Origin of the sequence: Streptomyces sp. NPDC001507, from assembly GCF_042894765.1 — a bacterium.
Classification (GTDB): domain Bacteria; phylum Actinomycetota; class Actinomycetes; order Streptomycetales; family Streptomycetaceae; genus Streptomyces.
Genome location: NZ_JBIAVV010000001.1, coordinates 749,576 through 771,827 on the forward strand (window position 1 = coordinate 749,576; position 22,252 = coordinate 771,827).

Genomic DNA, 22,252 nt, shown 5'->3' on the forward strand with positions numbered 1-22,252 from the left:
TCAGCGCGTGGCCGTCGTGGCGAGGGCGCTCGGCCGGTACTCGGACGGTACGTCCCGGACCGCGGACGGGGCGGTGGACGGAGTGGCCGACGCACCCCGGGCGGGAGCCTGTGTGGTCGCCCGTTGCGTCGGCGCGACACTGGGACGCGGGCTGGGTGTGACCGGCGTCGGTGATCCCGACGAGCGGTGCGGTGCGGTGGGGGTGGCGGCCGGCGGTGCCAGGGGCACCTGCGGGGAGACGGGCGCCGCGGGGGCCGTCAGGTGCAGCGACAGGGCGACGCACACGGCGACGGCACAGGTCACCCCGGCTCCGGCCGCCGTACGGACCAGGCGGCGGCGGCTCGCGGCGCGCCGGATCTCCTCGTAGCGGCCCGGCGGCGGACCGAGGTGCGCGGCAGGCGGCCGCAGGATGACCGCCAAGGGGTCGTCGGGGCCGTCGAACTCGGGCTCGTCGTCAAAGCGTGTGGTCAAGGCTTCTCCTCAGATGACCGCGGAGCAGTTCTCGGGCCGCGTGCAGATCGGCCTTGACGGTTCCCTCCTTGCGCCCGGTCAGCTCGGACACCTCCCGGATCGGCATGTCAGCGTAGTAGTGCAGCAGGATCGGCACCCGCAGCCGCTCGGGCAGCGACTGCACCAGCAGGCGTACCGAGGGATCCGCCGGTTCGGCGTGCGGGCGGATCGCGGCCTCCGTACCGGCCCGGCGCACCGCACGGCGCTCGCGCTCCAGCTTGCGCCAGTGGTCCCGGACCAGGTTGGCCGCGGTGACGTAGAGGAAGCCGCGCGGCTCCTCCACCTTCGCCCACCGGGCCCACAGGCGGGTGAAGGCCTCCGAGGCGATCTCGTGCGCCGTCTCGTCGTCGTCGACCAGACGGCGGCACCAGCCGGCCAGGCGCGGGTACAGGGCGGCGAACAGCTCGGAGGCCGCCGTGTCACGGGACCGTTTCAACGTTCTCCAGGTTTGTGGGGGGAGGGCAGCTCGTCCGGCTCGCCCGGCTCGTCCGGGAGGATGCGGGACCGGCGGCGGGCGTTCCACCGGTCCCGCATCCGTTCCGGCGGGTCAGCGTGCGGTGCCGGTCAGCGTGGCGAAGACGATCACGTTGTCGAGGTAGCCGTCGCCGCCGCGCGGACCGCCGCAGGTGATCAGCCGCAGCTCCGGACGGTCCACGTCCCCGTACACGTCCTCGGTCGGGAACGCGGCCTTGGCGACCGTACGCACCCTGTCGACGGTGAACACCGCCGACCTGCCGTTCTCCAGGCGCGCCACGGCCTGCTCGCCCCTGCGCAGCTCCGCGAGCCGGCGGAACACCCCGTCCCCGTAGGCGCCGACCGTGACATGGCCGAGGATCACCGACGGCCCGGTCTGCCCCGGGGTGGGGGAGTAGCGGTACCAGCCCGCCCGGTCGTGCGCGGTGACCGGCGGCACCTGCACCGTGCCGTCGGCGGCGAGGCCGAGGCGCAGCAGCGGGGTGTCGACCCCGATCGCCGGGATGCGCAGCCGGACCGGCGTGGACCGGCCCAGTGCGGACGGCGTGCCGGAGGCGGCCGTGGTCGTGGCCGGGGGCGGCGAGGATGCCGGACGGGGGCGGGCGGCCGGGGCCGTCCGGTCCGGTGTCCGGTCCGCGCAGCCCGCGAGCAGCGAGGCCGCCGCGGCGGTGACCACGGTGCGCCTGGAGAGGGGGGTCATGCCCCGGTCGCCCGGCGGCGCCGGACGGCGAAGACCGTCGCGCCCGCGGCGAGCACGGCCGCCGCGCCACCGCCGATCAGCGCGTTCTCGGAGCCGGAGCCCGATGACGGCTCCGTCACCCCGGTGTCGGGCGCGCCCTGCGGCACCGCCGCGACCTGGCGCGAGTCCCGCGTCGGCGCGGGGGTCGAGGCGCGGGTGGGCGCGGCGGACGGCGCCTCGGACGGGACGGCGGACGGCTCGGCGGAGGCCGCGGCGGAGGGTGCCACGGTGGCCACCGGGCTCGGGGTGGCGCTGTCGGCGAACGCGGGCACGGTGCCCGCCAGCACGGCGGTGCAGGCGAGTGCCGTGGCGCTCAGGACGGTTCGGCGCATGAGGACGCTCTCTTTCGTCGGCCCGCCGTGGTCGGGGCGGGCTGAGTTACGGATCGAGCGGAGAGACGACGCGGCGCCGGGGCGGGTTGTAAAGAGATGGCAAAGCCGGGCGGCGGGTGGCGCGGCGGATGACGGGTGACACGGGCGTTGGCCGGTTCGCCACCAGACTTGAGTGGTTTGTTTTCTTGAATCACTCGTGTTTATGGCGATAGGTTGGCGCCATGACCGCCTCCCAGCCCCCGACGACCGCCGATGAGCTGCGCGGTGCCGGCCTGCGGGTGACGGCCGCCCGCGTCGCGCTGCTGGAGACCGTCCGCCACGGCGACCACCTGGACGTCGAGGCGATCGCCTCGGGCGTCCGCGAGCGGGTGGGCCACATATCGCTTCAAGCCGTGTACGACGCGCTGCACGCGCTCACCACGGCCAGACTCATACGCCGCATCGAACCGGCCGGCAGCCCGGCCCGCTTCGAGGGGCGTGTCGGCGACAACCACCACCACGTCCTGTGCCGGTCGTGCGGCGCCGTAGCCGACGTCGACTGTGCGGTCGGCGACGCCCCGTGCCTGACCGCTTCGGACGACCACGGCTTCGCGATCGACGAGGCCGAGGTCATCTACTGGGGCCTGTGCCCCGCCTGTTCCACCGTCAGCAGTTCCTGAGTACGTCCAGCTGTTCCTGAGTACGTCCAATAGTTCCTGAGTAAGTCGATCCGCCCCTTCCGGAAGGATTTCCCCCATGTCTGAGGCCCAGGAGAACGCGGGCAAGTGCCCGGTCGCGCACGACCGCGCACCGCACCCCACCCAGGGCGGCGGCAACCGCCAGTGGTGGCCCGAGGGGCTCAACCTGAAGATCCTTGCCAAGAACCCCACCGTCTCGAACCCCCTCGACGAGGGTTTCGACTACGCCGAGGCGTTCCAGAACCTCGACCTCGCGGCCGTGAAACGTGACATCGCGGAGGTGCTCACCACATCCCAGGACTGGTGGCCGGCCGACTTCGGCAACTACGGCCCGCTGATGATCCGCATGGCCTGGCACAGCGCGGGCACCTACCGCATCTCCGACGGCCGCGGCGGCGCCGGCGCCGGCCAGCAGCGCTTCGCCCCGCTCAACAGCTGGCCGGACAACGGCAACCTGGACAAGGCGCGCCGTCTGCTGTGGCCGGTCAAGAAGAAGTACGGCCAGGCCATCTCCTGGGCCGACCTCATGATCCTCACCGGCAACGTGGCCCTGGAGTCGATGGGCTTCAAGACCTTCGGCTTCGGCGGCGGCCGCGAGGACGTCTGGGAGCCGGAGGACGACGTCTACTGGGGTCCCGAGAAGGTCTGGCTCGACGACCAGCGCTACACCGGTGACCGCGACCTGGAGAGCCCGCTCGGCGCCGTCCAGATGGGCCTCATCTACGTCAACCCGGAGGGCCCCAACGGCAACCCGGACCCGATCGCCGCGGCCCGCGACATCCGCGAGACCTTCCGCCGGATGGCGATGAACGACGAGGAGACCGTCGCCCTCATCGCCGGCGGCCACACCTTCGGCAAGACCCACGGCGCAGGACCCGCCGAGAACGTGGGCGCCGAGCCCGAGGGCGCGCCGATCGAGCAGCAGGGCCTCGGCTGGAAGAGCACCTACGGCACCGGCAAGGGCGGCGACGCCATCACCAGCGGTCTGGAGGTCACCTGGACCACCAAGCCGACCCAGTGGAGCAACGACTTCTTCGGCATCCTCTTCGGCTACGAGTGGGAGCTGACCCAGAGCCCCGCCGGCGCCCACCAGTGGGTGGCCAAGGACGCCGAGGCGATCATCCCGGATGCGCACGACGCGTCGAAGAAGAAGCTCCCGACGATGCTCACCACCGACCTGTCGCTGCGCTTCGACCCGATCTACGAGCCGATCGCGCGCCGCTTCCACGAGAACCCCGACCAGTTCGCGGACGCCTTCGCCCGCGCCTGGTTCAAGCTGACCCACCGTGACATGGGCCCGAAGTCCCTGTACCTCGGCCCGGAGGTCCCGGCGGAGACGCTGATCTGGCAGGACCCGCTGCCGCAGGCCGAGGGCGAGGCCATCGACGCCGCCGACGTCACGGCCCTGAAGGCCAAGCTCCTCGACTCGGGCCTGACGGTCTCGCAGCTGGTCAAGGCCGCGTGGGCGTCGGCCTCGACGTTCCGGGGCAGCGACAAGCGCGGCGGCGCCAACGGCGCCCGCATCCGGCTGGAGCCGCAGCGCGGCTGGGAGGTCAACGACCCGGACGAGCTCGCCCAGGTCCTGCGCGTCCTGGAGGGCGTCCAGCGCGACTTCAACACCGGCGCCAAGAAGGTCTCCCTGGCCGACCTGATCGTCCTCGGCGGTGCCGCCGCGGTGGAGAAGGCCGCCAAGGACGGCGGCGTCGACATCGAGGTGCCCTTCACCCCGGGCCGGGTCGACGCGACCGACGAGCACACGGACGCCGAGTCCTTCGCGGCCCTGGAGCCGACCTCGGACGGCTTCCGCAACTACCTCGGCAAGGGCAACCGCCTGCCGGCCGAGTACCTGCTCCTCGACCGCGCCAACCTGCTCGGCCTGAGCGCCCCCGAGCTGACCGTCCTCGTCGGCGGCCTGCGCGTCCTCGGCGCCAACCAGGGCGGCTCGAAGCACGGTGTGCTCACCGAGACGCCGGGCGTGCTGACCAACGACTTCTTCGTCAACCTGCTCGACATGGGCACGACCTGGAAGTCCACCTCCGAGGACCAGTCCACCTTCGAGGGCCGCGACGCGGGCGGCGCGGTCAAGTGGACCGGCACCCGTGCCGACCTGGTCTTCGGCTCCAACTCCGAGCTGCGCGCCGTCGCCGAGGTCTACGCGAGCGACGACGCCAAGGAGAAGTTCGTGAAGGACTTCGTCGCCGCCTGGACGAAGGTCGCGAACGCGGACCGGTTCGACCTGGTCTGACCGACCGTGGTCTGACCGACCGTGGTCTCACCGACCGTGGTCTGACCGACCGGGGCCCGATGCCCGGGCCGGCTCCCCGTGAGCCGGCCCGGGCATCGCCGTCTTTACGGCTGCTTGGTCAACTCCCCACCGGGACAAGCGCGTAGCGCGCTGCACATGAGTCGTTCTTTACCCCACCATGACCTCGACTCCCGTTGTTCACGCGACCTTCGCAGACTCTGCACGTCCTGAGTCACCCCCCGTACCGGTCGCCCGCGGGAGTTCCGAACATGAGCCACGGTCACAGCCACGACCACGGTCACCACCACCATCACCACCACGGGGACGGCGACGCCGCCTCGTCGCTGCCGCCCGCCCTCGATCTGTCGGTCCCCGAAGCGGAGCTGACACCCGGTCAGCTCTCCCGCCGCTCGATGCTGCGCCGCACCGGCCTGCTCGGCGCCGGTCTCGCGGCGGGCAGCGTCCTCGCCGGCGCGGGCCAGGCCGCCGCCTCGGTCTCCTCCGCCCACTCCCGCAGCGGCCGCTCCGGCGGCTACCTGTGGCTGGCCGGCGACCACCACATCCACACCCAGTACAGCTCCGACGCCAAGTACCGGGTCATCGACCACGTCCGCCAGGCCAACGCGCACGGCCTGGACTGGATGGTCATCACCGACCACGGCAGCGAGACGCACGCCAAGATCGGTGTCGAGAAGGTCAACCCGGACATCGTCGCCGCCCGTGACCAGATCGAGGACACGCTGGTCTTCCAGGGCCTGGAGTGGAACATCCCGGCCGCCGAGCACGGCACGGTCTTCGTCCACCCGGGCAAGAACGAGGTCGCCGTCCTCAAGGAGTTCGAGAACTCCTTCGACGGCTCGGTGAAGGGCGCGTCCAGCAGCTCCCCCGCCAACGAGGCGCTGGCCATCTCCGGCCTCAACTTCCTCGCCGAGCAGGTGCAGCGCCGCAACGTCAGGGACGCGCTGTTCCTCGCCAACCACCCGGCGCGCAAGGGCATCGACTCGCCGCACGAGATCCGCGCCTGGCGCGACGCCCAGCCGTCGATCGCGGTCGGTTTCGAGGGCGCCCCCGGCCACCAGGCGGGCGGCCTGCCCAAGCCCAACGGTCCCGGCTCGGCCCGCGGCATCTACGACAACAGCCCGAGCGCCGACTCCTTCGCCGGCTACCCGCTGGAGAGCTACCGCACCTGGGGCGGCTTCGACTGGATGACCGCCACCGTCGGCGGTCTGTGGGACAGCCTGCTCGCCGAGGGCAAGCCCTGGTGGATCACCGCCAACTCCGACTCCCACAACGTCTACGCCGACACCGCGGTGCGCGGCCCGAACGGCGACTTCAACGCCAACGGCCGGTACAACGACCCGGTCTACGGCACCGGCATCAGCCTCACCGACACCGACTTCTGGCCCGGCCAGTACTCCCGCACCCACGTCGGCGCCTCGTCCTTCTCCTACAAGTCGGTCATGGACGGCATCCGCGCGGGGCGGGTCTGGGTGGACCACGGCGGCCTGATCAGCGGCCTCGACGCCCAACTGCGCTCCGGCTCGCAGGCGGTGACCCTCGGCGGCGTGCTGCACGTCCGCAAGGGCGGCAAGGTGGACCTGGTCATCGAGATCAGCCTCGCGGGCGGCCCCAACTGGGCCCAGTTCGTGCCCTCGCTGGCCCGTGTCGACGTCATCCAGGGCGATGTCACCGGCACGGTGAGCGACAAGGACACCTTCGCCACGCCGTCCACCAAGGTCGTGAAGTCCTTCGAGGTCAACAGGGCGACCGGCTCGGTCAAACTGACGTACTCCCTCGGCCGCCTCGACAAGCCGGTCTACGTCCGGCTGCGCGGCACGGACGGCAACCGCTCCGCGGTCGGCTTCAACGGAGCCGCCGTGGACCCGGCCGGCCCGGCCATCGACGTCCTCGGCGACGCCGACCCGTGGAAGGACCTGTGGTTCTACTCCAACCCGATGTGGGTCCTGCCCGCATGACCTCCCCGCACCACGCGTCCGGCGTCCGCTCCGTCATCGGGGTGGACGCCGGTACGGCGACCCTGCGCGAGGCCGACCACCTGATCCACCGGCTGCTGGACCAACTGGCGCTCACGGACGATGTGTTCGCCTGCACCCACTTGTTCCGCACCGATGAACGCCGGGGGACGGCGGTCTCGCTGACCGTCCCGCACGCGGCCGTGGACGACGTGTGGCGGGAACTCCTCACCTCGCTCCCGGCGGGTACCGGCCTCGCCCTGGCCGGCCGCACCCACGGCCCCGGCGACGCGGTGGAGACCGCCCGGCGGGCCGCCGCCGCACCCCCCGCCTCCGGCCGGGCCGTGGCCTACCCGGGCGTGGCGCACCTGACCGGCACCGTCACCGTCGCGGACCTGCTCGACCGCACCGCCGTCGAGCGCCTGGTCGTGCTCGGCGCACCGGACGCCGAACTCCCGCCCACCACGGAGGTCATGACGCAGGATCACGTGCGCCCCGAGTGGCGCGACGGTGTCCTCACCCTCGCCCTGGTCCCGGCGGCGGGCGGCCTGCTGGCCCCCTTCGAGGTCCCCAACCCCACCCCCTGCTGTGCGGACCATTCCTGACGCGAGGGTAACCCCTTAGTGACATGGCCTGGTCAAGTCTGTCAGGCTTCCGACTCGCACCACTGCGCAACGCGTGAGGCCGCCACCGGCGCACCCCAGCCGGACCGGCGGCCACTCAGCAGGCCAGGATCCCGGCCTCCGCAAAGGAGTTTCGTGTGAGATCGACCCCCCACAAGGCCTTCGCCACCAGCGCGCTGGCCATCGCGGCGCTCGCCGCGGCCCTGCTCCCCGGCAGCACGGCGTCGGCCGCCGACCAGGCGGCCTGCACGCCCGCCCAGGTCGTCACCAACGGCGGCTTCGAGAGCGGCACGTCACCCTGGACCCAGTCCTCGACCAGCGTGATCACCAGCCGCTCCGGCCAGTCCGCCCACGGCGGCTCCAGCTTCGCCTGGCTGGACGGCACCGGCTCCACCCACACCGACACGCTCTCGCAGAGCGTCAGCGTCCCCTCCGGATGCGCTGCGACGCTCTCCTTCTGGCTGCACGTCGACACCGCCGAGACCACCTCGTCCACGGCGTACGACAAGTTCACGGCGAAGATCGGCAGCACCACGCTGGCGACCTGGTCCAACCTGGACAAGAACACCGGGTACGTGAAGAAGTCGTTCGACGTGTCCGCCTTCGCCGGCCAGACCGTGACCGTCGCCTTCACCGGCACCGAGGACTCCAGCCTCCAGACCAGCTTCGTCGTCGACGACGTCGCCCTCGACACCTCGGCCGCCACCACCCCCGGCGACACCACCCGTACCCCGGCGTCCCCGTCGTACACCGTCAGCCTGACCAGCAACTCCACCGGCACGGGCTGGACCGGCCACGAGAGCGTGACCTTCACCAACGCCTCCGCGACCGCGCTCAGCGAGGTCTACCTCCGGCTGTGGGACAACTACCACGGCACCTGCTCGGCCCCGCCGATCACCGTCAGCAACGTCACCGGCGGCACCGCGGGAGCGCTCTCGGTCGCCTGCACGGCCCTGCAGGTCGCCCTGCCGGCACCGCTGGCCCAGGGCCAGAGCACCACGATCGGCTTCGACCTGGGCATCACCGTCCCCAGCGGTGCCGACCGCTTCGGCTACGACGGCGCCTTCAGCATGATCGGCAACGCGCTGCCCGTCCTCGCGGTCCGCGACGGCTCAGGCTGGCACCTGGACCCGTACACCAACAACGGCGAGTCCTTCTACTCCCTGGCCGCCGACTTCAAGGTGACCCTGGACCACCCCAGCAGCCTCCTGGTCCCGGCGACCGGCACCTCCGTCGACACCCCGGGCACCAGCGGCCGTACCGTCACCACCGCGACCGCCTCCAAGGTCCGTGACTTCGCCTGGGCGGCCGGGCCGTTCAGCAAGATCTCCGGCACCTCCCCGGGCGGGGTCCCGATCAACATCTACTCCGTCTCGGGCATCAGCTCCTCCAGCGCCCAGTCCATGCTCACCACCGCCAAGTCGGCGGTCGACGCCCACGCCGGCCGCTTCGGGGCCTACCCCTACGGCGAACTGGACGCGGTCATCGACAACAACTTCTGGTTCGGCGGCATGGAGTACCCCGGCTTCGTCCTCGACCTCGTCAGCACCACCGCGCTCACCCACGAGATCGGCCACCAGTGGTGGTACGGCATCGTCGGCGACGACGAGTACAACAGCCCCTGGCTGGACGAGGCGTTCACCGACTACGCCACCGACCTGGCGCAGGGACTCACCGGCACCAACTGCTGGAACAGCGTCTCCTGGGCCTCGTCGGCCGAGAAGATCACCAACTCGATGGCCTACTGGGACGCCCACTCCTCCCGCTACTCCACCGTCGTCTACGGCTACGGCAAGTGCGCCCTGCACGACCTGCGCCGCCTCATCGGTGACACCGCCATGACCAACCTCCTCAAGAGCTACGCCGGTTCGCACTGGTACGGCGTCTCGACCACCGCCGAGTTCAAGGCGGCGGCCCAGGCCGCGACCAGTACCGACCTGACGTCGTTCTGGACCACGCACCGCATCGACGGCTGACACCCGTCCGGAAGGGGCGGGGAATTTCCCCAACGGGCACAGCACAGACCAGGGGATCTTTCCCGCTCCGTCCGTACACCGCCGTGTGGTACCTCTGTCGTCGTCCCCACGCCGACGAGCCCCTGGTGTCCTTCACATGAGGAACTCCCGCCCCTTCACCCTGCGCCGCAGCGAGATCGCCGTGAGCCCCGAGCGACTGGCGATGCTCGGCGACGCCGTCTTCGCCATCGCCATCACCCTGCTCGCCCTCGACATCACCGTCCCCGAAGGCCTGCACGACTCGGAAGTCCCGCACGCCCTGCGGGAGTTGCTGCCCGCGATCGGCGCGTACCTGCTGAGCTTCGCCGTCATCGGCGTGCTCTGGCTGACCCAGCACGCCCTGTTCCGGCTGATCGCGACCGTCGACCGTTGGCTGCTCTACCTGTACTTCGCCCTGCTGGCGGTCGCCGCGGCGCTGCCCTTCCCGACCAAGCTGATCAGCGAGTACGGCCGGACGGCGGCGGCCACGGCGTGCTACTCGGGCTCGATCGCGCTGTCCCTCGGCTTCCTCGGCGCGATGTACCTGCGCCTGCTGGCCGCCCCGGCGCTGGCCGCCCCCGGCACGGACCCCGCGGAGCTGCGGACGTCGGTCCGCCGCAGCGCCCTGCACGTCCTGGTCTTCGTCACCGCGATCCCGCTGGCGTTCTGGTCACCCGGCCTCGCCAAGTACTGGTGGCTGCTGGTGATCCCGGTCCGCGCCCTGCACCGGACACCGGCACCGGCCGGACCGGCCACGGCCGGGGACCAGCCCTAGGCCCGCGCGGGTCAGGGGAGGGCCAGCTCGGCCCAGATGGTCTTCCCGGAACCGGTGTAGCGCGTGCCCCAGCGCTGCGACATCTGGGCGACGAGGAACAGACCGCGGCCCCCCTCGTCGTCCCGGCGGGCCCGCCGCAGGTGCGGTGCCGTGTGCGCGTTGTCGGAGACCTCGCACAACAGGCTGCGATCCTTGATCAGCCTCAGCATCACCGGCCCGCTGGCGTACCGGATGCTGTTGGTGACCAGCTCGCTCACCACCAGCTCCGCGGTGAACGCCAGGTCGGCCAGGCCCCAGGTCTCCAGCTGGCGCTCCGTGTCCGTGCGCGCCCGGGCCACCATCGCCGGGTCGGGCGGCAGCTCCAGGTCCGCCACCTGGCCGGCCCCCAGCCGCCGGGTGCGGATCAGCAGCAGGGTGGCGTCGTCCGCCTGCGGCCCCGGCGGCAGCGTTGACAGCGCCCTGTCGCACAGTTCCTCCAGCGGGCACCGCTGCCAGGTGAGCACATGGGCGAGACGGTCGATACCGCTGTCGATGTCCGTGCGCCGGTCCTCCACCACCCCGTCGGTGAAGAACGCCACCACGCTGCCGCTGGACAGGCTCAGCTCGACGTTCTCGTAGGGCAGGCTGCCCAGCCCCAGGGGCGGCCCCGGCGCCAGCGCGGACAGCGCCACCGAGCCGGTCGCGTCGGCCACGATCGGCGGCGGATGACCCGCGCTCGCCCAGACACAGCGGCCGCTCACCGGGTCGTAGATCGCGTACAGGCAGGTCACCCCGAGCGCCTCGTCGCCCAGCCCGTCGTCCGCGTGGGGCTCGGAGTCCTGCGCGACCAGGCCGTCGAGGCGGGTCAGCAGCTCCGCCGGGTCCAGGTCCAGCAGGGCCAGGGTCCGTACGGTGGCGCGCAGCCTGCCCATGGTCGCGGCCGCGTGCACGCCGTGGCCGACCACGTCGCCGACGGTCAGCCCCACCCGGGCACCGGAGAGCGGGATCAGGTCGAACCAGTCGCCGCCCACGCCCACCCGGCTGTCGGCGGGCAGATACCGGTACGCCACGTCGACCGCGCTCTGCTCGGGCAGGTGCTGCGGCAGCAGGCTGCGCTGCAGCACCAGGGCCGCGGCGTGCTGGCTCGTGTAGCGGCGGGCGTTGTCGATGCCGACGGCGGCCCGCTCGGTCAGCTCCACGGCGAGTGTCTGCTCCTCGGGCCCGAAGGGGTCCGGGTTGTGACTGCGCCGGAAGGTGGCGAGGCCGAGGACCGCGTCCCGGGCGAGCAGCGGGACGAAGAGGCTGGAGCGCCGGCCGTCCGGAGCGGGGCCGGCCGGTGACGTGGGCGGGGCGGCATCGACGACGGGGCGGCTGGTGGCCAGGCTCAGGGCCTGCGGCGACGACGGCGGGTAGGAGACGGGAGTGGTCCGGAACTCCTCCGGGGTCCGGCCGTGCATCCGCAGCAGGCTGTGCCCCGGCGCCGAACCCGTCGGCGGCTGCCGGCCCTCGATGACCGCAGGCGGGAGGTCGACCAGTACCTCGTCGGCCAGTTGCGGCACCGCCACGTCGGCGAGTTCCGCGGCGGTGCGGCGCACGTCCAGCGAGGCGCCGATGCGCTTGCCCGCCCGCACGAGCAGCGACAGCCGTTCCTGGGCCCGGTAGCGGTCGGTGATGTCCAGGGACTCCTCGAACAGGCCCAGCGGCTCGCCCCTGGCGTCCACCAGCCGGTGGTACGAGCAGGACCAGACGTGCTCGCGCACCGGGTCGGCGGGGGCCCGTCCCCGGTAGTGCATGCCCATGATCGGTTCGCCCGTCGTGAGCACGTGCTCCATGATCTGGTCCTCGTCCGGAGGATGGTGCCGGGAGATGAACTCGCCCTCGGGAAAGAGGTCCGCCGCCGGACGGCCCACGTACTGGGCGATCCCCGCGAGCTCCAGATCGGTGGAGACGTTCCCCCAGACGACCCGCATGTCGGTGTCGAAGATCGTCAGGCCCACGGAGGACTCGGTGGCCAGCCCCTGCAACATGGCCAGCTGGGACTCCCAGCAGCGCAGCTCCTTGAGCTCCGCCGCGAGCACGACGGTCGCGGCCATGTCCTGGGTCGCGACCGGGCTGAAGGTCACGGCCGCGCGCAGGGTACGCCCGTCCCGGCAGGTCAGGTCCAGGACCGTGCTGCGGGGCCGGTGCGCCGTGCAGAGCGAGGAGGGCCGCTGTCCCGGATCCGTCGCCAGCAGCAGGGCCGCCGGCCGGCCGAGCACGTCCTCGGCCGGATGCCCGAGGAGGCGCTGGGCCGAGGGGCTCCAGCCCGAGATGCGGCCGTCGGCGTCCAGCACCGCGGCCGCGGCCTTGGTGAGGTCCAGAGGACTGTGGAAATCGACGTCGGCCGCGTTCGGAAAACGATCCATGGGCACCGCTTCCCTCCGTGCCCCCTCAGCATCCCGTGCCGCAGGACGGACGACAACCGCACGGCCGGCCCGCTGCAGCCGCGCCACGAAAAGCTCCTGATCGCCCGGGGCGCGGGACCGTCCCTCGGCACCTGTGACGCAACGCCGCTCGGCACGGTCCGGGGAGGAGGACCGTGCCGAGCGGGTCAGGACGGGGGGCGTCAGGCGGTGGTGCGCTGCCTGCGGCGGAGCGTCAGGTACGTGCCCGTGGCGCCGGCGGCCACCAGGGCGCCCGCACCGAGGGTGACCGGAAGGGCCGGGAACCGGCCGGAGCCGGTCGTCGCGGCCGTGTTCACCATCGCCGGGCCCGGGGTGATGTGGGTGCTCACCGCGGAGACGTGGCGGATCGGGCCGATGTGCTTGACGGAGCCGTCCGCGTTCAGCAGCACCTGCTTGTTGTTCGGGTGCCGGAAGTCGAACATGTTCGTCAGCGAGCCCGCGGTCGCGTCGAAGGAGTGGTCGCCGACGCGGCCGGTGTGCCAGTTGTCCTCGATGAAGCGGGTGATCGAGGCCTGGTCGGTCTGGGTGTGGTCGACCTTGTTCACCTTGCTGTACGGCGAGACGACCAGCAGCGGCTGCCGGGTGCCGGGGCCGCAGCGGTCGGCGTAGCCGCCGGACGCGGCCGGGCCGGCCTGGCAGGCCGCGCTGTCCAGGGCCTTGCCGTTGGAGCCGACCGTGGTGTCCTTGGAGCCGTTGCGGGGCTTGGCGTACGCGTGGTCGTACCAGCCGTCGGAGTCGTCGTAGGCGACGACGATCGCGGTGGACTTCCACTGCGGCGAGCTCTGGATCGTGTTGATCTCGTTGACGAGGAAGTGCTGCTCGTCGATCGGGTCGGAGTAGCCGGCGTGGCCGTCCTGGTACTCACCGGCCTTGAGGAAGCTGACGGCCGGGAGCCTGCCCGCCTTGGCGACCGCGGTGAAGTCGGTCAGGTCGTAGTTGTGGTTCGCCCGGCCGTTGTGACCGATCTCGTTCACGTTCTTCGGCGCCACGTGGTGCGGGTTGGACGTCGACTTGTAGTACGAGAACGGGTTGTGGTGCGGGCTGTAGTCGACCACCGAGGCGCCGCCGACGTTGGTGTGCGTGGTGTCGCACTTGGCGTAGGAGCCGGAGGTGCCGTTGTAGGCCGTGGACGGACGGAAGCCGCCCTGGAACCAGCCCCACGTCACCTTCTTGGAGTTGAGCAGGTCACCGATGTTCTTGCCCTGCAGCGCGGCCAGCGCGCTGGTGCTGGTGTGGTCCTTGTCGGAGCAGTCGTCGAAGGCCGGGTCGGGGTCGTTGACGACCGTGCCGACGCCCTTCGCGTCCGGGGAGGCGATGGCGTACGAGTCCGGCGTCGACGTCTGCTTGCCGGTGACCGGGTCCACCGAGACCGCGCCGTGCGTCTGGCCCGAGACCAGGTTGAGCGCGCCGGGCGTGGACGGGCCGTAGACCGAGCTGTAGGAGCGGTCGTTGAGGGCGTACTGCTGGGCGTAGTTCCACAGACCGGTGACGGTGTTGCCGTCGTAGTAGTCCATGACCAGGCCCGGCTCGCCGAACAGGCCGCCGGAGCACTTGTCGACCTCGGTGTTCTGGACGAACTGGTCGGCCCTGCCACCGTCGTAGGCCAGCTGCTCGGGCCCGTAGGAGTGGTTCTGGTCGCAGGTCATCGCCTGCGCCGGGGAGAGCCGCTTGGGCGCGTACTGGTTCGGGTTCTTCGTCAGCAGCCCGGCGTGCGCGACGGTGTCGACGTCCTTCGGGGTCTTCTTGGACGCCGTGAACTTCGTGCCGTCGGTGTTCGCGGCCTTCGGGTAGGTCGCGAAGTAGTGGTCGAAGGAGATGTTCTCGTCGAACAGCACGACCACGTGCTTGATCGGGGTAGCGGTCGACGAGCCGCCGTGCCCGGCGGGTACGGCGGCCCAGCTGGGCGCGGTGCCCCCGAGGACCGTGAGCGCGGCGGCCCCCGCGAGGGCGCCGAGGCTCCTCATCGCCGTTCGTCTTCCTGTGCTGGCCATGCTGGTTCCCCTCCGGGCATGAACGTCACTGCGTCGTACAGGCAGGGATGCTTCGCCCGCTTGCGGGCGCCGCGGCGGAGTCATGATGGCGTGCGCATGAACACCGGGTCAGGGATGTTGGGGCAAAACTTGACTGTGTATTGACCATGTGGGTTACGGATTTGCCGCGGAGTTGTTCGAACAAGCTCAGGCGAGCAGAGCGCGTCCGTACCAGTCGTTGCGGTCCCGCACCCCGGGCAGCGCGAAGAAGTAGCCGCCGCCGAACGTCGAGACGTAGTCGACCAGCGGTTCCCCGGCCAGCCGCTTCTGCACGGTCTCGAACTGCCGGGCCAGGTCCTGCTGGTAGCAGCAGAACAGCAGCCCCATGTCGAGGTTGCCGTTGCCGTCCATGCCCCGGTCGTAGTTGTACGCACGGCGCAGCGGCCGCTGGTCGGCGGTGGCGGCGGTACGCGGGTTGGCCAGCCGGATGTGCGCGTCCAGCGGGATGACGTCACCCTTGGGGTCGTCGGCGTAACCAGGCGTGTCGTGCTCGGCGTTGCCGTCCAGGGGCGCCCCGGACTCGCGCGACCGGCCGAACATCCGCTCCTGCTCGCCGAGCGAGACCCGGTCCCAGAACTCCACCAGCATCCGGATCAGCCGCACCACCTGGTAGCTGCCGCCCACCGCCCACTCCGGTTCGCCGGAGTCCTTGCCGACCCACACCAGCCGGTCCATCTCCCGGGCGCTGCCGGTCTCCGGGTTGGCGGTGCCGTCCTTGAAGCCCAGCAGGTTGCGCGGGGTGCCGGACGGGCGGGGCGGGCTGGTGAAGCCGTCCAGCCGCCAGCGGACCTGCATCCCGCCGCGGGTGTGCCGGGCCATGTCGCGCAGCGCGTGCAGCACGGTGTCCGGGTCGTCCGCGTGCAACTGCACACTCAGGTCGCCGTGGCACCACTCGGGCCGCAGGTCGTCGTCCGGGAACGCCGGCATCGTGGTCAGCCGACGCGGTCTCAGCTTCCCGAGCCCGTACCGGTCGTCGAAGAGCGAGGCGCCGACGCCGACGGTCACCGCCAGCGCACCGGAGGGGAGTTGCTCACCGAGGACGCCCGAGTCGGCGGGCGGGGCGGTGATCCCGGCCGGGTCCGGGGTGCCGCCCGAGGTGAGGAAGCGGGCGCGGTCGGTGAGCGTGTGCAGCAGCTCGGTGAGCTCGGCGCGGCTCCCGGCGGTGACGTCGAAGGAGGCGAACACGGTCGTCCGGCGGGGCGCGGCGATCGCCGACTGCTGGCGGGCGCCGTGGAAGGGCGCGACCGTGCCCGGGGCGGTGCTGTCCGCGGCGGGGGCGGCCGCGCCGCCGGCGGCCAGCCCGGCCCCCGCGAGGGCCGCGCCGCGCAGGAACCCGCGGCGGCCCACGCCGCCCTTGCCGGCCGTCTCGTTCGCGCTCATACCGTCCTCCGCGGATCGCACAGGGTCGCCACCGACGCGAGCCGCTCCACCAGGTCGCCGAGGACCGCGTCGACGTCCTCGCGCTGCCGGTGACCCAGCTTCGCCAACGGCGTCCAGGCGCCGCCGTGCCCGAAGCGGTCGAGCACCGTCCCGGCCCGCTTCAACTCGCTCTCCAGCGCAGGCAGATCCGGGTACCGGGTGGCGAGCAGCGGGTGCAGCCGGGACATGACCTCCACGGTGCCGTCCAGGTTGGCGCGGGCGGTGGCGAGGCTGCTGCCGCTGCCGTAGTCGGTACGGCCGGTCAGCTCGAACTGCACCGTGTTCTCCAGGATCTCGTGCGCCCGCAGCCCCAGCTGGGCGGGGTCCATCCGGGCCTGCGCCCACTCGTCGCGCAGCGCGGTGACCGCCTTCAGCAGGGCCGCGGCCGGGCCGCGCAGACCGGCCGCGGACTCGCCGTGCCACAGGCCGTACTCGATCCGGTGGAAGCCGGTGAAGTCCTTGTCGTGCACCCCGCCGGGCAGTCCCGCGTCCGTGCCGTTGATCGCGCCGTCGGCGTCGCCGAAGGCGTCGTACGCCGCGCCCAGCCGCTCGTACTCCAGGTGCGCGGGCAGCCAGGCGGTGCGGGCGGCGGCCAGATCGCCGCGGTCGACCGCGGCGCGCAGGGCGGTCGTCAGCCGTACGACGTCGGACAGGCCGCTGCCGACCCACTTCTGGTAGGCGAGCGCCGGCGGGATCAGGTCGTGCTCGGTGACCGGGGCGGCTGCCGGGCCGCTGCTGCCCCTGGCGATCCGGACGGTGGGCCCGGTGACGGCGTCGGCGTCGTCGGGCACGCACTTGAACGCGTACGCGCCCTTGCCGAGCCGGACGGTCAGCTCCCGGGTCGTACCCGGCCCGATGCCCTCGACCTCGCCGTACACGGCCTGGCTCCCGGGGTCCTCCAGGAGGACCTCGGCGGCTCCGTCGGTCGGGTTGTGCAGGTCGAAGACCTGGACGCCGGACACCGGTGCGCTCCACCCACGGCCGCAGCCGCTGGCGGACACCTCGACGGTGGTGTGCGGCAGCGCGGTCGGGTCGGCGTGCGCGGGGCGTGAGTGGCGCGTGAACGTCAGTACTCCGGCGACCAGGCACACGACGGCGACACCGACGACCGTCCAGGGACGCGACGACCTCCAGTCGAGGCCGGACAACACCATCCCGAGCTCCCGGGGTTCGTACCGTTCGTGATCGCCTCATGTTAGGCAGCCCTTGGTACTCGAACGGCCGTCGCAGGGAAACCCGTGACCAAGAGTTCCACGCCGGTTCACCGGGCAGCCGGCGCGGCCGCTCAGTCGGTACCGGGCTGGACCAGCCGGAAGACGGCGCGGGCCGCGGCGCGCCGCACGGACTGCCGCAGCCGGGACGGGAACGGGCGTGCGGCGGGAGCCGGGGCGGGGGTGCCCGCCAGGCGGGGGAAGAGCGCCTCGGCGTTGCCGCGGTTCACGGCCGCGAGCGTGCCGGGGTCGACACCGCTGTCCAGTCCGGTGGCGAAGTACTGGCCCGCCGCGGCCGGTGCGAACGGCCAGTCGCTGCCGAACAGGACGTGGCCGGGCCGGGCGAAGGCGAGCAGCGTGGGCAGCGCCGCCGGGCTGGAGGAGAGCGCGGTGTCGAAGTAGAAGCCGCGGAGGTCCTCCAGGATGTCCAGCGGGCTGCGCCCGGTGTCGGCCGCGAGGGCGACGGCCATGCGGTGCGAGGCGTACGGCACGAAACCGCCCGCGTGGCTGAGGACGAACCGGATGCGCGGGTAGCGGCGCACGACACCGGCCCGCACCAGGAGATAGGCCGCGCGGGTGGTGTCGAGGAGGAAGTCGGCGGCGAACGGCGGGATCCCCGCCACGGCGGGGCCGGGCAGCTCCGCCGGGTGCACGAACGCGACCGCGCGGTGCTCGTCGAGCACCCGCCACAGGGCGTCCTGGCCGTCGGCCCCGAGATAGTCGCCCGCGGTGTTGGCGAGCAGGGTGACGCCGTCGGCGCCGAGCCCGGCCAGCGACCGTTCGGCCTCCCGGGCCGCCGCGGCGGCGTCCGGCAGCGGCACGGTGGCGAACCACCCGAAGCGGGTCGGGTGCCCGGCGGCGAGCGCGGCGGAGAAGTCGTTCAGCCGCCCGGCCATGGCGGCGGCCTCGCCGGAGTCGGCGAGGAATCCGGTGCCCGGCGTGGAGACGGACAGGATCGCCGTCTCGGTGCCGAGCAGATCCATCTGCTCCAGCGCCGCCTCGGGGCTCCAGGCGGGCAGTGCGCGACCGCCCGCCTCCGCGATCCCGTGTCCGGCCAGGGCGTCCCGGTAGAAGGGCGGGATCAGGTGCTGGTGGACGTCGATGCGGCGGGATGCGCTGTTCATGGGAGTGCCTTTCCCCTCGTGACGGCACTTGACCGCCCTTCGACGGCCTGCTTACCGTAGTGGACATTCCAATTGGAACAAACGCTACAGCAAAGAGCCGCGACAGGAACGACATGAGGTGGCCGGGTGAGCAGTGAGGCGAGAGCCGTGAACGGAGCCGACGACGACGCCTACGACGTGGCGGTGATCGGCTTCGGACCCACGGGGGTGACCGCGGCCAACCTGCTGGGCGGGACGGGCCTCAGGGTCGTGGTGGTGGAGCGGGAGGCCGACGTCTACTCCCGGGCACGGGCGATCTCCACGGACGAGGAGGTCATCCGGATCTGGCAGCGCATCGGCCTGGCCGAGCGGCTGAAGCTGGACATGCTCGCCGAGCGGCCGCTGGACTTCGTCGACGCGCGGGGCCGCACCTTCCTCAGCGCCTGCCCGGCCCCGCGCGGCCACGGCCATCCGCCGCAGATGTTCCTCTACCAGCCCGCACTGGAGCAGGTCCTGCGCGAGGGCGTCGACCGCTATCCGAACGTGTCGGTGCTGCTCCGCCACGAGTGCCTGCGGCTGCGTCAGGACGCGGACGGCGTCGAACTGACGGTGGCCGGTGCCGACGACTCGCTACGACGGCTGCGCGCGCGGTACGTCATCGCGGCCGACGGCGGCTCCAGCCTCACCCGGGCCCAGCTGAACGTGGGGTACGAGGGGCGGACGTACGAGGACCGCTGGGTGGTCGTCGACACGGAGATGCTCAGGCCGTGGCCGGACCACGACCGGCTGCGGTTCCGCTGCGACCCGGCGCGCCCGGCGGTGGACTGCCCGACACCGCTGGGCCACCACCGCTGGGAGTTCCCGGTCCTGCCCGGCGACGACGAGAAGCGGATGAGCGGCGACGACGCGATCTACGCGATGGTGTCCCGGTACGGCATCGGCCGGGACCAGATCAAGATCCTCCGGGCCACCGTGTACAGCCATCACGTCCGCTTCGCCGCCCGGTTCCGGGTGGGCCGGGTCTTCCTGGCCGGGGACGCCGCGCACGCGATGCCGCCGTGGATCGGGCAGGGCATGGCGGCGGGGGTACGGGACGCGGCCAACCTGTGCTGGAAGCTGGCCGCCGTGCTGCGGGGCGAGCTGCCGGAGAGCCTGCTCGACTCCTACGAGGCAGAGCGCAAGCCGCACGTGAAGGAGGTGACCCGGCGGGCGGTCTTCGTCGGCCGGCTCATCACCGAACGCCGGCTTCCCGTGGCCCGGGCCCGCAACGGCGTGCTGCGGTCGATCCGCCGGGTGCCGGGTCTTGCTTCCCGGCTGGTGGACTCCAACTGGATACCGGTCGCGTCCTACGCGCAGGGCTTCCAGGCCCGCCCCCGCACCAAGGCCTCCGGGCACCAGATCCCGCAGCCCTGGGTGACCGGCCCCGACGGGGAACGGGTCCGGCTGGACGACGTGCTCGGCGGCCGCTGGCTGCTGCTGCACCTCGGCGTGCCCCGGGCGCAGCCCGAGTGGGAGGGTGTGCCCTCGCTGGCCGTCCTGCCCCCGGGCTCGCGTCCGGCCGAGGGTGCGGTCGTCGACAGCGACGGCGTGCTGCTGCCCTGGCTGGCCGGGCGCGCCGTGGCCACGCTCGCCCTGCGCCCCGACGCCTACGTCTACGCCGCCGCACCTGCCGGCACCCGGCTCCCGCCGCCACCGGCCGGGTTCGCGCCCGCGCCGCCGCCCGCCGCCGTCTCCGCCCAGTGAGGACCGCCCCATGACCCCACAGACCGCGCTGCCGCCGATGCACGAGTCCCTGCTCGACGTCGCAGGCAAGAAGATCTTCGTCGCGGAGACCGGCGACGGCCCGCCCGTGCTGCTGCTGCACGGCGGCGGCCCCGGCGCCTCGGGAGTCTCCAACTACAGCCGCAACATCGCCGAACTGGCCAAGGAGTACCGGGTCGTCGTCCCCGACCTGCCCGGCTACGGCCGCAGCACCAAGGGCGTCGACGGCACGGACCCGTTCGGCCACCTCGCCGACCACATCCGGGGGGTACTGGACCGACTGGGCCTGGAAAAGGCCCACCTGGTCGGCAACTCCTACGGCGGCGCCTGCGCGCTGCGCCTCGCCCTGGACACCCCCGACCGGGTCGACCGCATGGTTCTGATGGGTCCCGGCGGCATCGGCACCACCCGCACCCTGCCCACCCCCGGCCTCACCAGCCTCCTCAACTACTACACGGGGGAGGGCCCTTCGCGGCCGAAGCTGGAGAAGTTCATCCGCAACCACCTCGTCTTCAACGCGGCCGAGGTGCCCGACTCGGTCATCGACTCCCGCTATCAGGACAGCATCGACCCCGAGGTCGTCGCGAACCCGCCGCTGACCCGTCCCAGGTCCCTGCGCACCCTGTGGCAGACGGACTTCACCCGCGACCGGCGCCTGGCGCGGCTGCCCGTGCCGACCCTGGTGCTGTGGGGTGCCGCGGACAAGGTCAACCGGCCCTCCGGGGGCCGGATGCTGGCCGGCCGGCTGCCCAACTGCGACCTGTACCTGGTGGCGAACACCGGGCACTGGGTGCAGTGGGAGCGTGCCGAACTGTTCAACAGGCTGTGCGCGGACTTCCTGGCAGGCCGGCGATGAACCCGCGGCCCGACGTCTTCGGCTCCGTCCGCCTCGGCTACGTCGTCATCGAGACGAACCGGTTCGCCGACTGGCGCCGCTTCGGCACCGACGCCATCGGCATGCACCACGACGACCTCGACACCGGTCTGATGCGGTTCCGCCTCGACGGCCACGAGTGCCGCTTCCTGCTGCGGCGAGGGCCCGCCGAGGACGTGGTCGCGGTCGGCTGGCACCTCGACGACCACACCACCTTCGAACAGATCGAGTCCCGGGTCCGCGCCCACGGCGTCCCCGTGGTCCAGGGCACCGCCGAGGAGGCGAAGCAGCGGGGCGTCGAACGACTCCTCCGCTTCCCCGGACCCAAGGGCATCACCCAGGAGATCCACACCACCCCGGTCACCACTGCGGAGCCCCTGCGCATGCTCGCGTCCGGCTGGGTCACCGGCGCCTTCGGGATGGGCCACGTCGCCATCACCTCGGCCAGACCCGCCGTGATGCGCGGCTACTTCAGCACCGTCTTCGACGCCCGCCTCACCGACTACATCGACGAGACCATCAGCGGCGTCAAACTCAGGATCCGCTTCCTGCGCGTCAACGAACGCCACCACTCCATCGCCGTCGCCGCCGTCCGCGGCCTGCCGATCGACCCCGTCCGCACCCGCGTCCAGCACCTCAACATCCAGTGCGCAAGCCTGGACGACCTCGCCCGCAGCTACCAGCGCGTCCACGAACTCGGCTTCGACATGGCCCTGTCCGTCGGGCAGCACACCAACGACAAGGAACTCTCCTACTACGCCCGCACCCCGTCCGGCTTCGAGTGGGAGGTCGGCTGGAAGCCGATCGTCATCGACGAGTCCACCTGGGAACCCAGCACCCACCAGGGCATCAGCATCTGGGGCCACACCCCGGTCGGCCGGACCGTCCTCGACAGGCTCGACCAGTTCCGCTTCGGAGCCCGCTCCCTGCTCCACCCGGAGAGGACCGTCCCCGCACTCGGCGGAACCGGCATCCCCGACGACTGACACCGGCCGCCGGCACCTGACGGACCTGGGACCGGGTCGGCGTGCTCCGGACGCGGCGGACACGAGAAGATCGTCCATGACCCACGCGTCCACTCGATCCCGG

At 72.2% G+C, this 22,252-nt stretch carries 18 protein-coding genes; 9 read left to right on the forward strand and 9 right to left on the reverse strand.

The features are described from left to right. The 4 genes from ACFY0K_RS03460 to ACFY0K_RS03475 form a co-directional block, all read right to left on the reverse strand. Nucleotides 1-471, reverse strand: a complete 471-nt coding sequence (locus ACFY0K_RS03460) for a hypothetical protein (protein WP_390638375.1) — start codon at nucleotides 469-471, stop codon at nucleotides 1-3. Further along, complete coding sequence (locus ACFY0K_RS03465) at nucleotides 455-946, reverse strand: RNA polymerase sigma factor (RefSeq protein WP_351960594.1); 492 nt, start codon at nucleotides 944-946, stop codon at nucleotides 455-457. Before ACFY0K_RS03465 ends, ACFY0K_RS03460 begins: the two co-directional genes overlap by 17 nt. A 111-nt stretch (nucleotides 947-1,057) precedes the next feature. Beyond that, a complete protein-coding gene (locus tag ACFY0K_RS03470) occupies nucleotides 1,058-1,684 on the reverse strand; it encodes a class F sortase (protein WP_390638376.1) in 627 nt (208 codons plus the stop codon). After that, entirely contained in the window at nucleotides 1,681-2,055 is a 375-nt protein-coding gene (locus ACFY0K_RS03475) for a sortase-dependent protein (RefSeq protein ID WP_390638377.1), read from the reverse strand. The genes ACFY0K_RS03470 and ACFY0K_RS03475 overlap by 4 nt, the downstream gene beginning before the upstream one ends. 221 nt (nucleotides 2,056-2,276) lie before the next feature. On the opposite strand from ACFY0K_RS03475, the gene ACFY0K_RS03480 reads away from it, so the two are divergent. The 6 genes from ACFY0K_RS03480 (at nucleotide 2,277) to ACFY0K_RS03505 (ending at nucleotide 10,342) form a co-directional block, all read left to right on the forward strand. Then, nucleotides 2,277-2,714: a Fur family transcriptional regulator gene (locus ACFY0K_RS03480; RefSeq protein ID WP_351714790.1), complete on the forward strand. Its 438-nt coding sequence runs from the start codon at nucleotides 2,277-2,279 to the stop codon at nucleotides 2,712-2,714. Nucleotides 2,715-2,790: 76 nt separating this feature from the next. Next, nucleotides 2,791-4,977 (forward strand): catalase/peroxidase HPI, encoded by a 2,187-nt coding sequence (katG, locus tag ACFY0K_RS03485; RefSeq protein ID WP_390638378.1) that lies wholly within the window; start codon nucleotides 2,791-2,793, stop codon nucleotides 4,975-4,977. 269 nt (nucleotides 4,978-5,246) lie between these two features. Beyond that, complete coding sequence (locus ACFY0K_RS03490) at nucleotides 5,247-6,953, forward strand: PHP domain-containing protein (protein ID WP_390638379.1); 1,707 nt, start codon at nucleotides 5,247-5,249, stop codon at nucleotides 6,951-6,953. Further along, nucleotides 6,950-7,555: a hypothetical protein gene (locus tag ACFY0K_RS03495; protein ID WP_390638380.1), complete on the forward strand. Its 606-nt coding sequence runs from the start codon at nucleotides 6,950-6,952 to the stop codon at nucleotides 7,553-7,555. The genes ACFY0K_RS03490 and ACFY0K_RS03495 overlap by 4 nt, the downstream gene beginning before the upstream one ends. Before the next feature lie 155 nt (nucleotides 7,556-7,710). Next, a complete protein-coding gene (locus ACFY0K_RS03500; protein ID WP_390638381.1) occupies nucleotides 7,711-9,549 on the forward strand; it encodes a M1 family aminopeptidase in 1,839 nt (612 codons plus the stop codon). A gap of 136 nt (nucleotides 9,550-9,685) precedes the next feature. Next, the gene (locus tag ACFY0K_RS03505) at nucleotides 9,686-10,342 is read left to right on the forward strand and encodes a TMEM175 family protein (protein WP_390638382.1); all 657 of its coding nucleotides are present in this window, start codon (nucleotides 9,686-9,688) and stop codon (nucleotides 10,340-10,342) included. Nucleotides 10,343-10,353: 11 nt separating this feature from the next. Here ACFY0K_RS03505 and ACFY0K_RS03510 read toward each other — a convergent pair whose 3' ends face one another. The 5 genes from ACFY0K_RS03510 to ACFY0K_RS03530 form a co-directional block, all read right to left on the reverse strand. After that, nucleotides 10,354-12,726, reverse strand: coding sequence for a SpoIIE family protein phosphatase (locus tag ACFY0K_RS03510; RefSeq protein ID WP_390638383.1), 2,373 nt, complete (start codon nucleotides 12,724-12,726; stop codon nucleotides 10,354-10,356). A gap of 200 nt (nucleotides 12,727-12,926) precedes the next feature. Next, complete coding sequence (locus ACFY0K_RS03515) at nucleotides 12,927-14,756, reverse strand: phospholipase C (RefSeq protein ID WP_390638384.1); 1,830 nt, start codon at nucleotides 14,754-14,756, stop codon at nucleotides 12,927-12,929. 186 nt (nucleotides 14,757-14,942) lie between these two features. Next, nucleotides 14,943-16,175, reverse strand: coding sequence for an iron uptake transporter deferrochelatase/peroxidase subunit (efeB, locus tag ACFY0K_RS03520; RefSeq protein WP_390638385.1), 1,233 nt, complete (start codon nucleotides 16,173-16,175; stop codon nucleotides 14,943-14,945). After that, nucleotides 16,172-17,368: an EfeM/EfeO family lipoprotein gene (locus ACFY0K_RS03525; protein WP_390638386.1), complete on the reverse strand. Its 1,197-nt coding sequence runs from the start codon at nucleotides 17,366-17,368 to the stop codon at nucleotides 16,172-16,174. Before ACFY0K_RS03525 ends, efeB begins: the two co-directional genes overlap by 4 nt. Before the next feature lie 131 nt (nucleotides 17,369-17,499). Beyond that, on the reverse strand, nucleotides 17,500-18,549 hold the full coding sequence (locus tag ACFY0K_RS03530) for an amidohydrolase family protein (protein WP_390638387.1): 1,050 nt from the start codon (nucleotides 18,547-18,549) through the stop codon (nucleotides 17,500-17,502). A gap of 147 nt (nucleotides 18,550-18,696) precedes the next feature. On the opposite strand from ACFY0K_RS03530, the gene ACFY0K_RS03535 reads away from it, so the two are divergent. Genes ACFY0K_RS03535 through ACFY0K_RS03545 form a run of 3 tightly spaced genes read left to right on the forward strand, consistent with a single transcriptional unit; the run spans nucleotide 18,697 to nucleotide 22,149 of the window. Then, complete coding sequence (locus ACFY0K_RS03535) at nucleotides 18,697-20,271, forward strand: bifunctional 3-(3-hydroxy-phenyl)propionate/3-hydroxycinnamic acid hydroxylase (protein WP_390638388.1); 1,575 nt, start codon at nucleotides 18,697-18,699, stop codon at nucleotides 20,269-20,271. Between the two features lie 10 nt (nucleotides 20,272-20,281). Continuing rightward, the gene (locus tag ACFY0K_RS03540) at nucleotides 20,282-21,145 is read left to right on the forward strand and encodes an alpha/beta fold hydrolase (protein WP_390638389.1); all 864 of its coding nucleotides are present in this window, start codon (nucleotides 20,282-20,284) and stop codon (nucleotides 21,143-21,145) included. Further along, a complete protein-coding gene (locus tag ACFY0K_RS03545) occupies nucleotides 21,142-22,149 on the forward strand; it encodes a VOC family protein (RefSeq protein WP_390638390.1) in 1,008 nt (335 codons plus the stop codon). The genes ACFY0K_RS03540 and ACFY0K_RS03545 overlap by 4 nt, the downstream gene beginning before the upstream one ends. Nucleotides 22,150-22,252 lie beyond the last annotated feature (103 nt).

Coding starts and splice junctions, on each gene's coding strand:
- ACFY0K_RS03470 (WP_390638376.1), bottom strand. CDS start 1,684: ATGACCCCCCTCTCCAGGCGCACCGTGGTCACCGCCGCGGCGGCCTCG.
- ACFY0K_RS03475 (WP_390638377.1), bottom strand. CDS start 2,055: ATGCGCCGAACCGTCCTGAGCGCCACGGCACTCGCCTGCACCGCCGTG.
- ACFY0K_RS03480 (WP_351714790.1), top strand. CDS start 2,277: ATGACCGCCTCCCAGCCCCCGACGACCGCCGATGAGCTGCGCGGTGCC.
- katG (WP_390638378.1), top strand. CDS start 2,791: ATGTCTGAGGCCCAGGAGAACGCGGGCAAGTGCCCGGTCGCGCACGAC.
- ACFY0K_RS03490 (WP_390638379.1), top strand. CDS start 5,247: ATGAGCCACGGTCACAGCCACGACCACGGTCACCACCACCATCACCAC.
- ACFY0K_RS03495 (WP_390638380.1), top strand. CDS start 6,950: ATGACCTCCCCGCACCACGCGTCCGGCGTCCGCTCCGTCATCGGGGTG.
- ACFY0K_RS03505 (WP_390638382.1), top strand. CDS start 9,686: ATGAGGAACTCCCGCCCCTTCACCCTGCGCCGCAGCGAGATCGCCGTG.
- ACFY0K_RS03510 (WP_390638383.1), bottom strand. CDS start 12,726: ATGGATCGTTTTCCGAACGCGGCCGACGTCGATTTCCACAGTCCTCTG.
- ACFY0K_RS03515 (WP_390638384.1), bottom strand. CDS start 14,756: ATGGCCAGCACAGGAAGACGAACGGCGATGAGGAGCCTCGGCGCCCTC.
- efeB (WP_390638385.1), bottom strand. CDS start 16,175: ATGAGCGCGAACGAGACGGCCGGCAAGGGCGGCGTGGGCCGCCGCGGG.
- ACFY0K_RS03525 (WP_390638386.1), bottom strand. CDS start 17,368: ATGGTGTTGTCCGGCCTCGACTGGAGGTCGTCGCGTCCCTGGACGGTC.
- ACFY0K_RS03530 (WP_390638387.1), bottom strand. CDS start 18,549: ATGAACAGCGCATCCCGCCGCATCGACGTCCACCAGCACCTGATCCCG.
- ACFY0K_RS03540 (WP_390638389.1), top strand. CDS start 20,282: ATGACCCCACAGACCGCGCTGCCGCCGATGCACGAGTCCCTGCTCGAC.
- ACFY0K_RS03545 (WP_390638390.1), top strand. CDS start 21,142: ATGAACCCGCGGCCCGACGTCTTCGGCTCCGTCCGCCTCGGCTACGTC.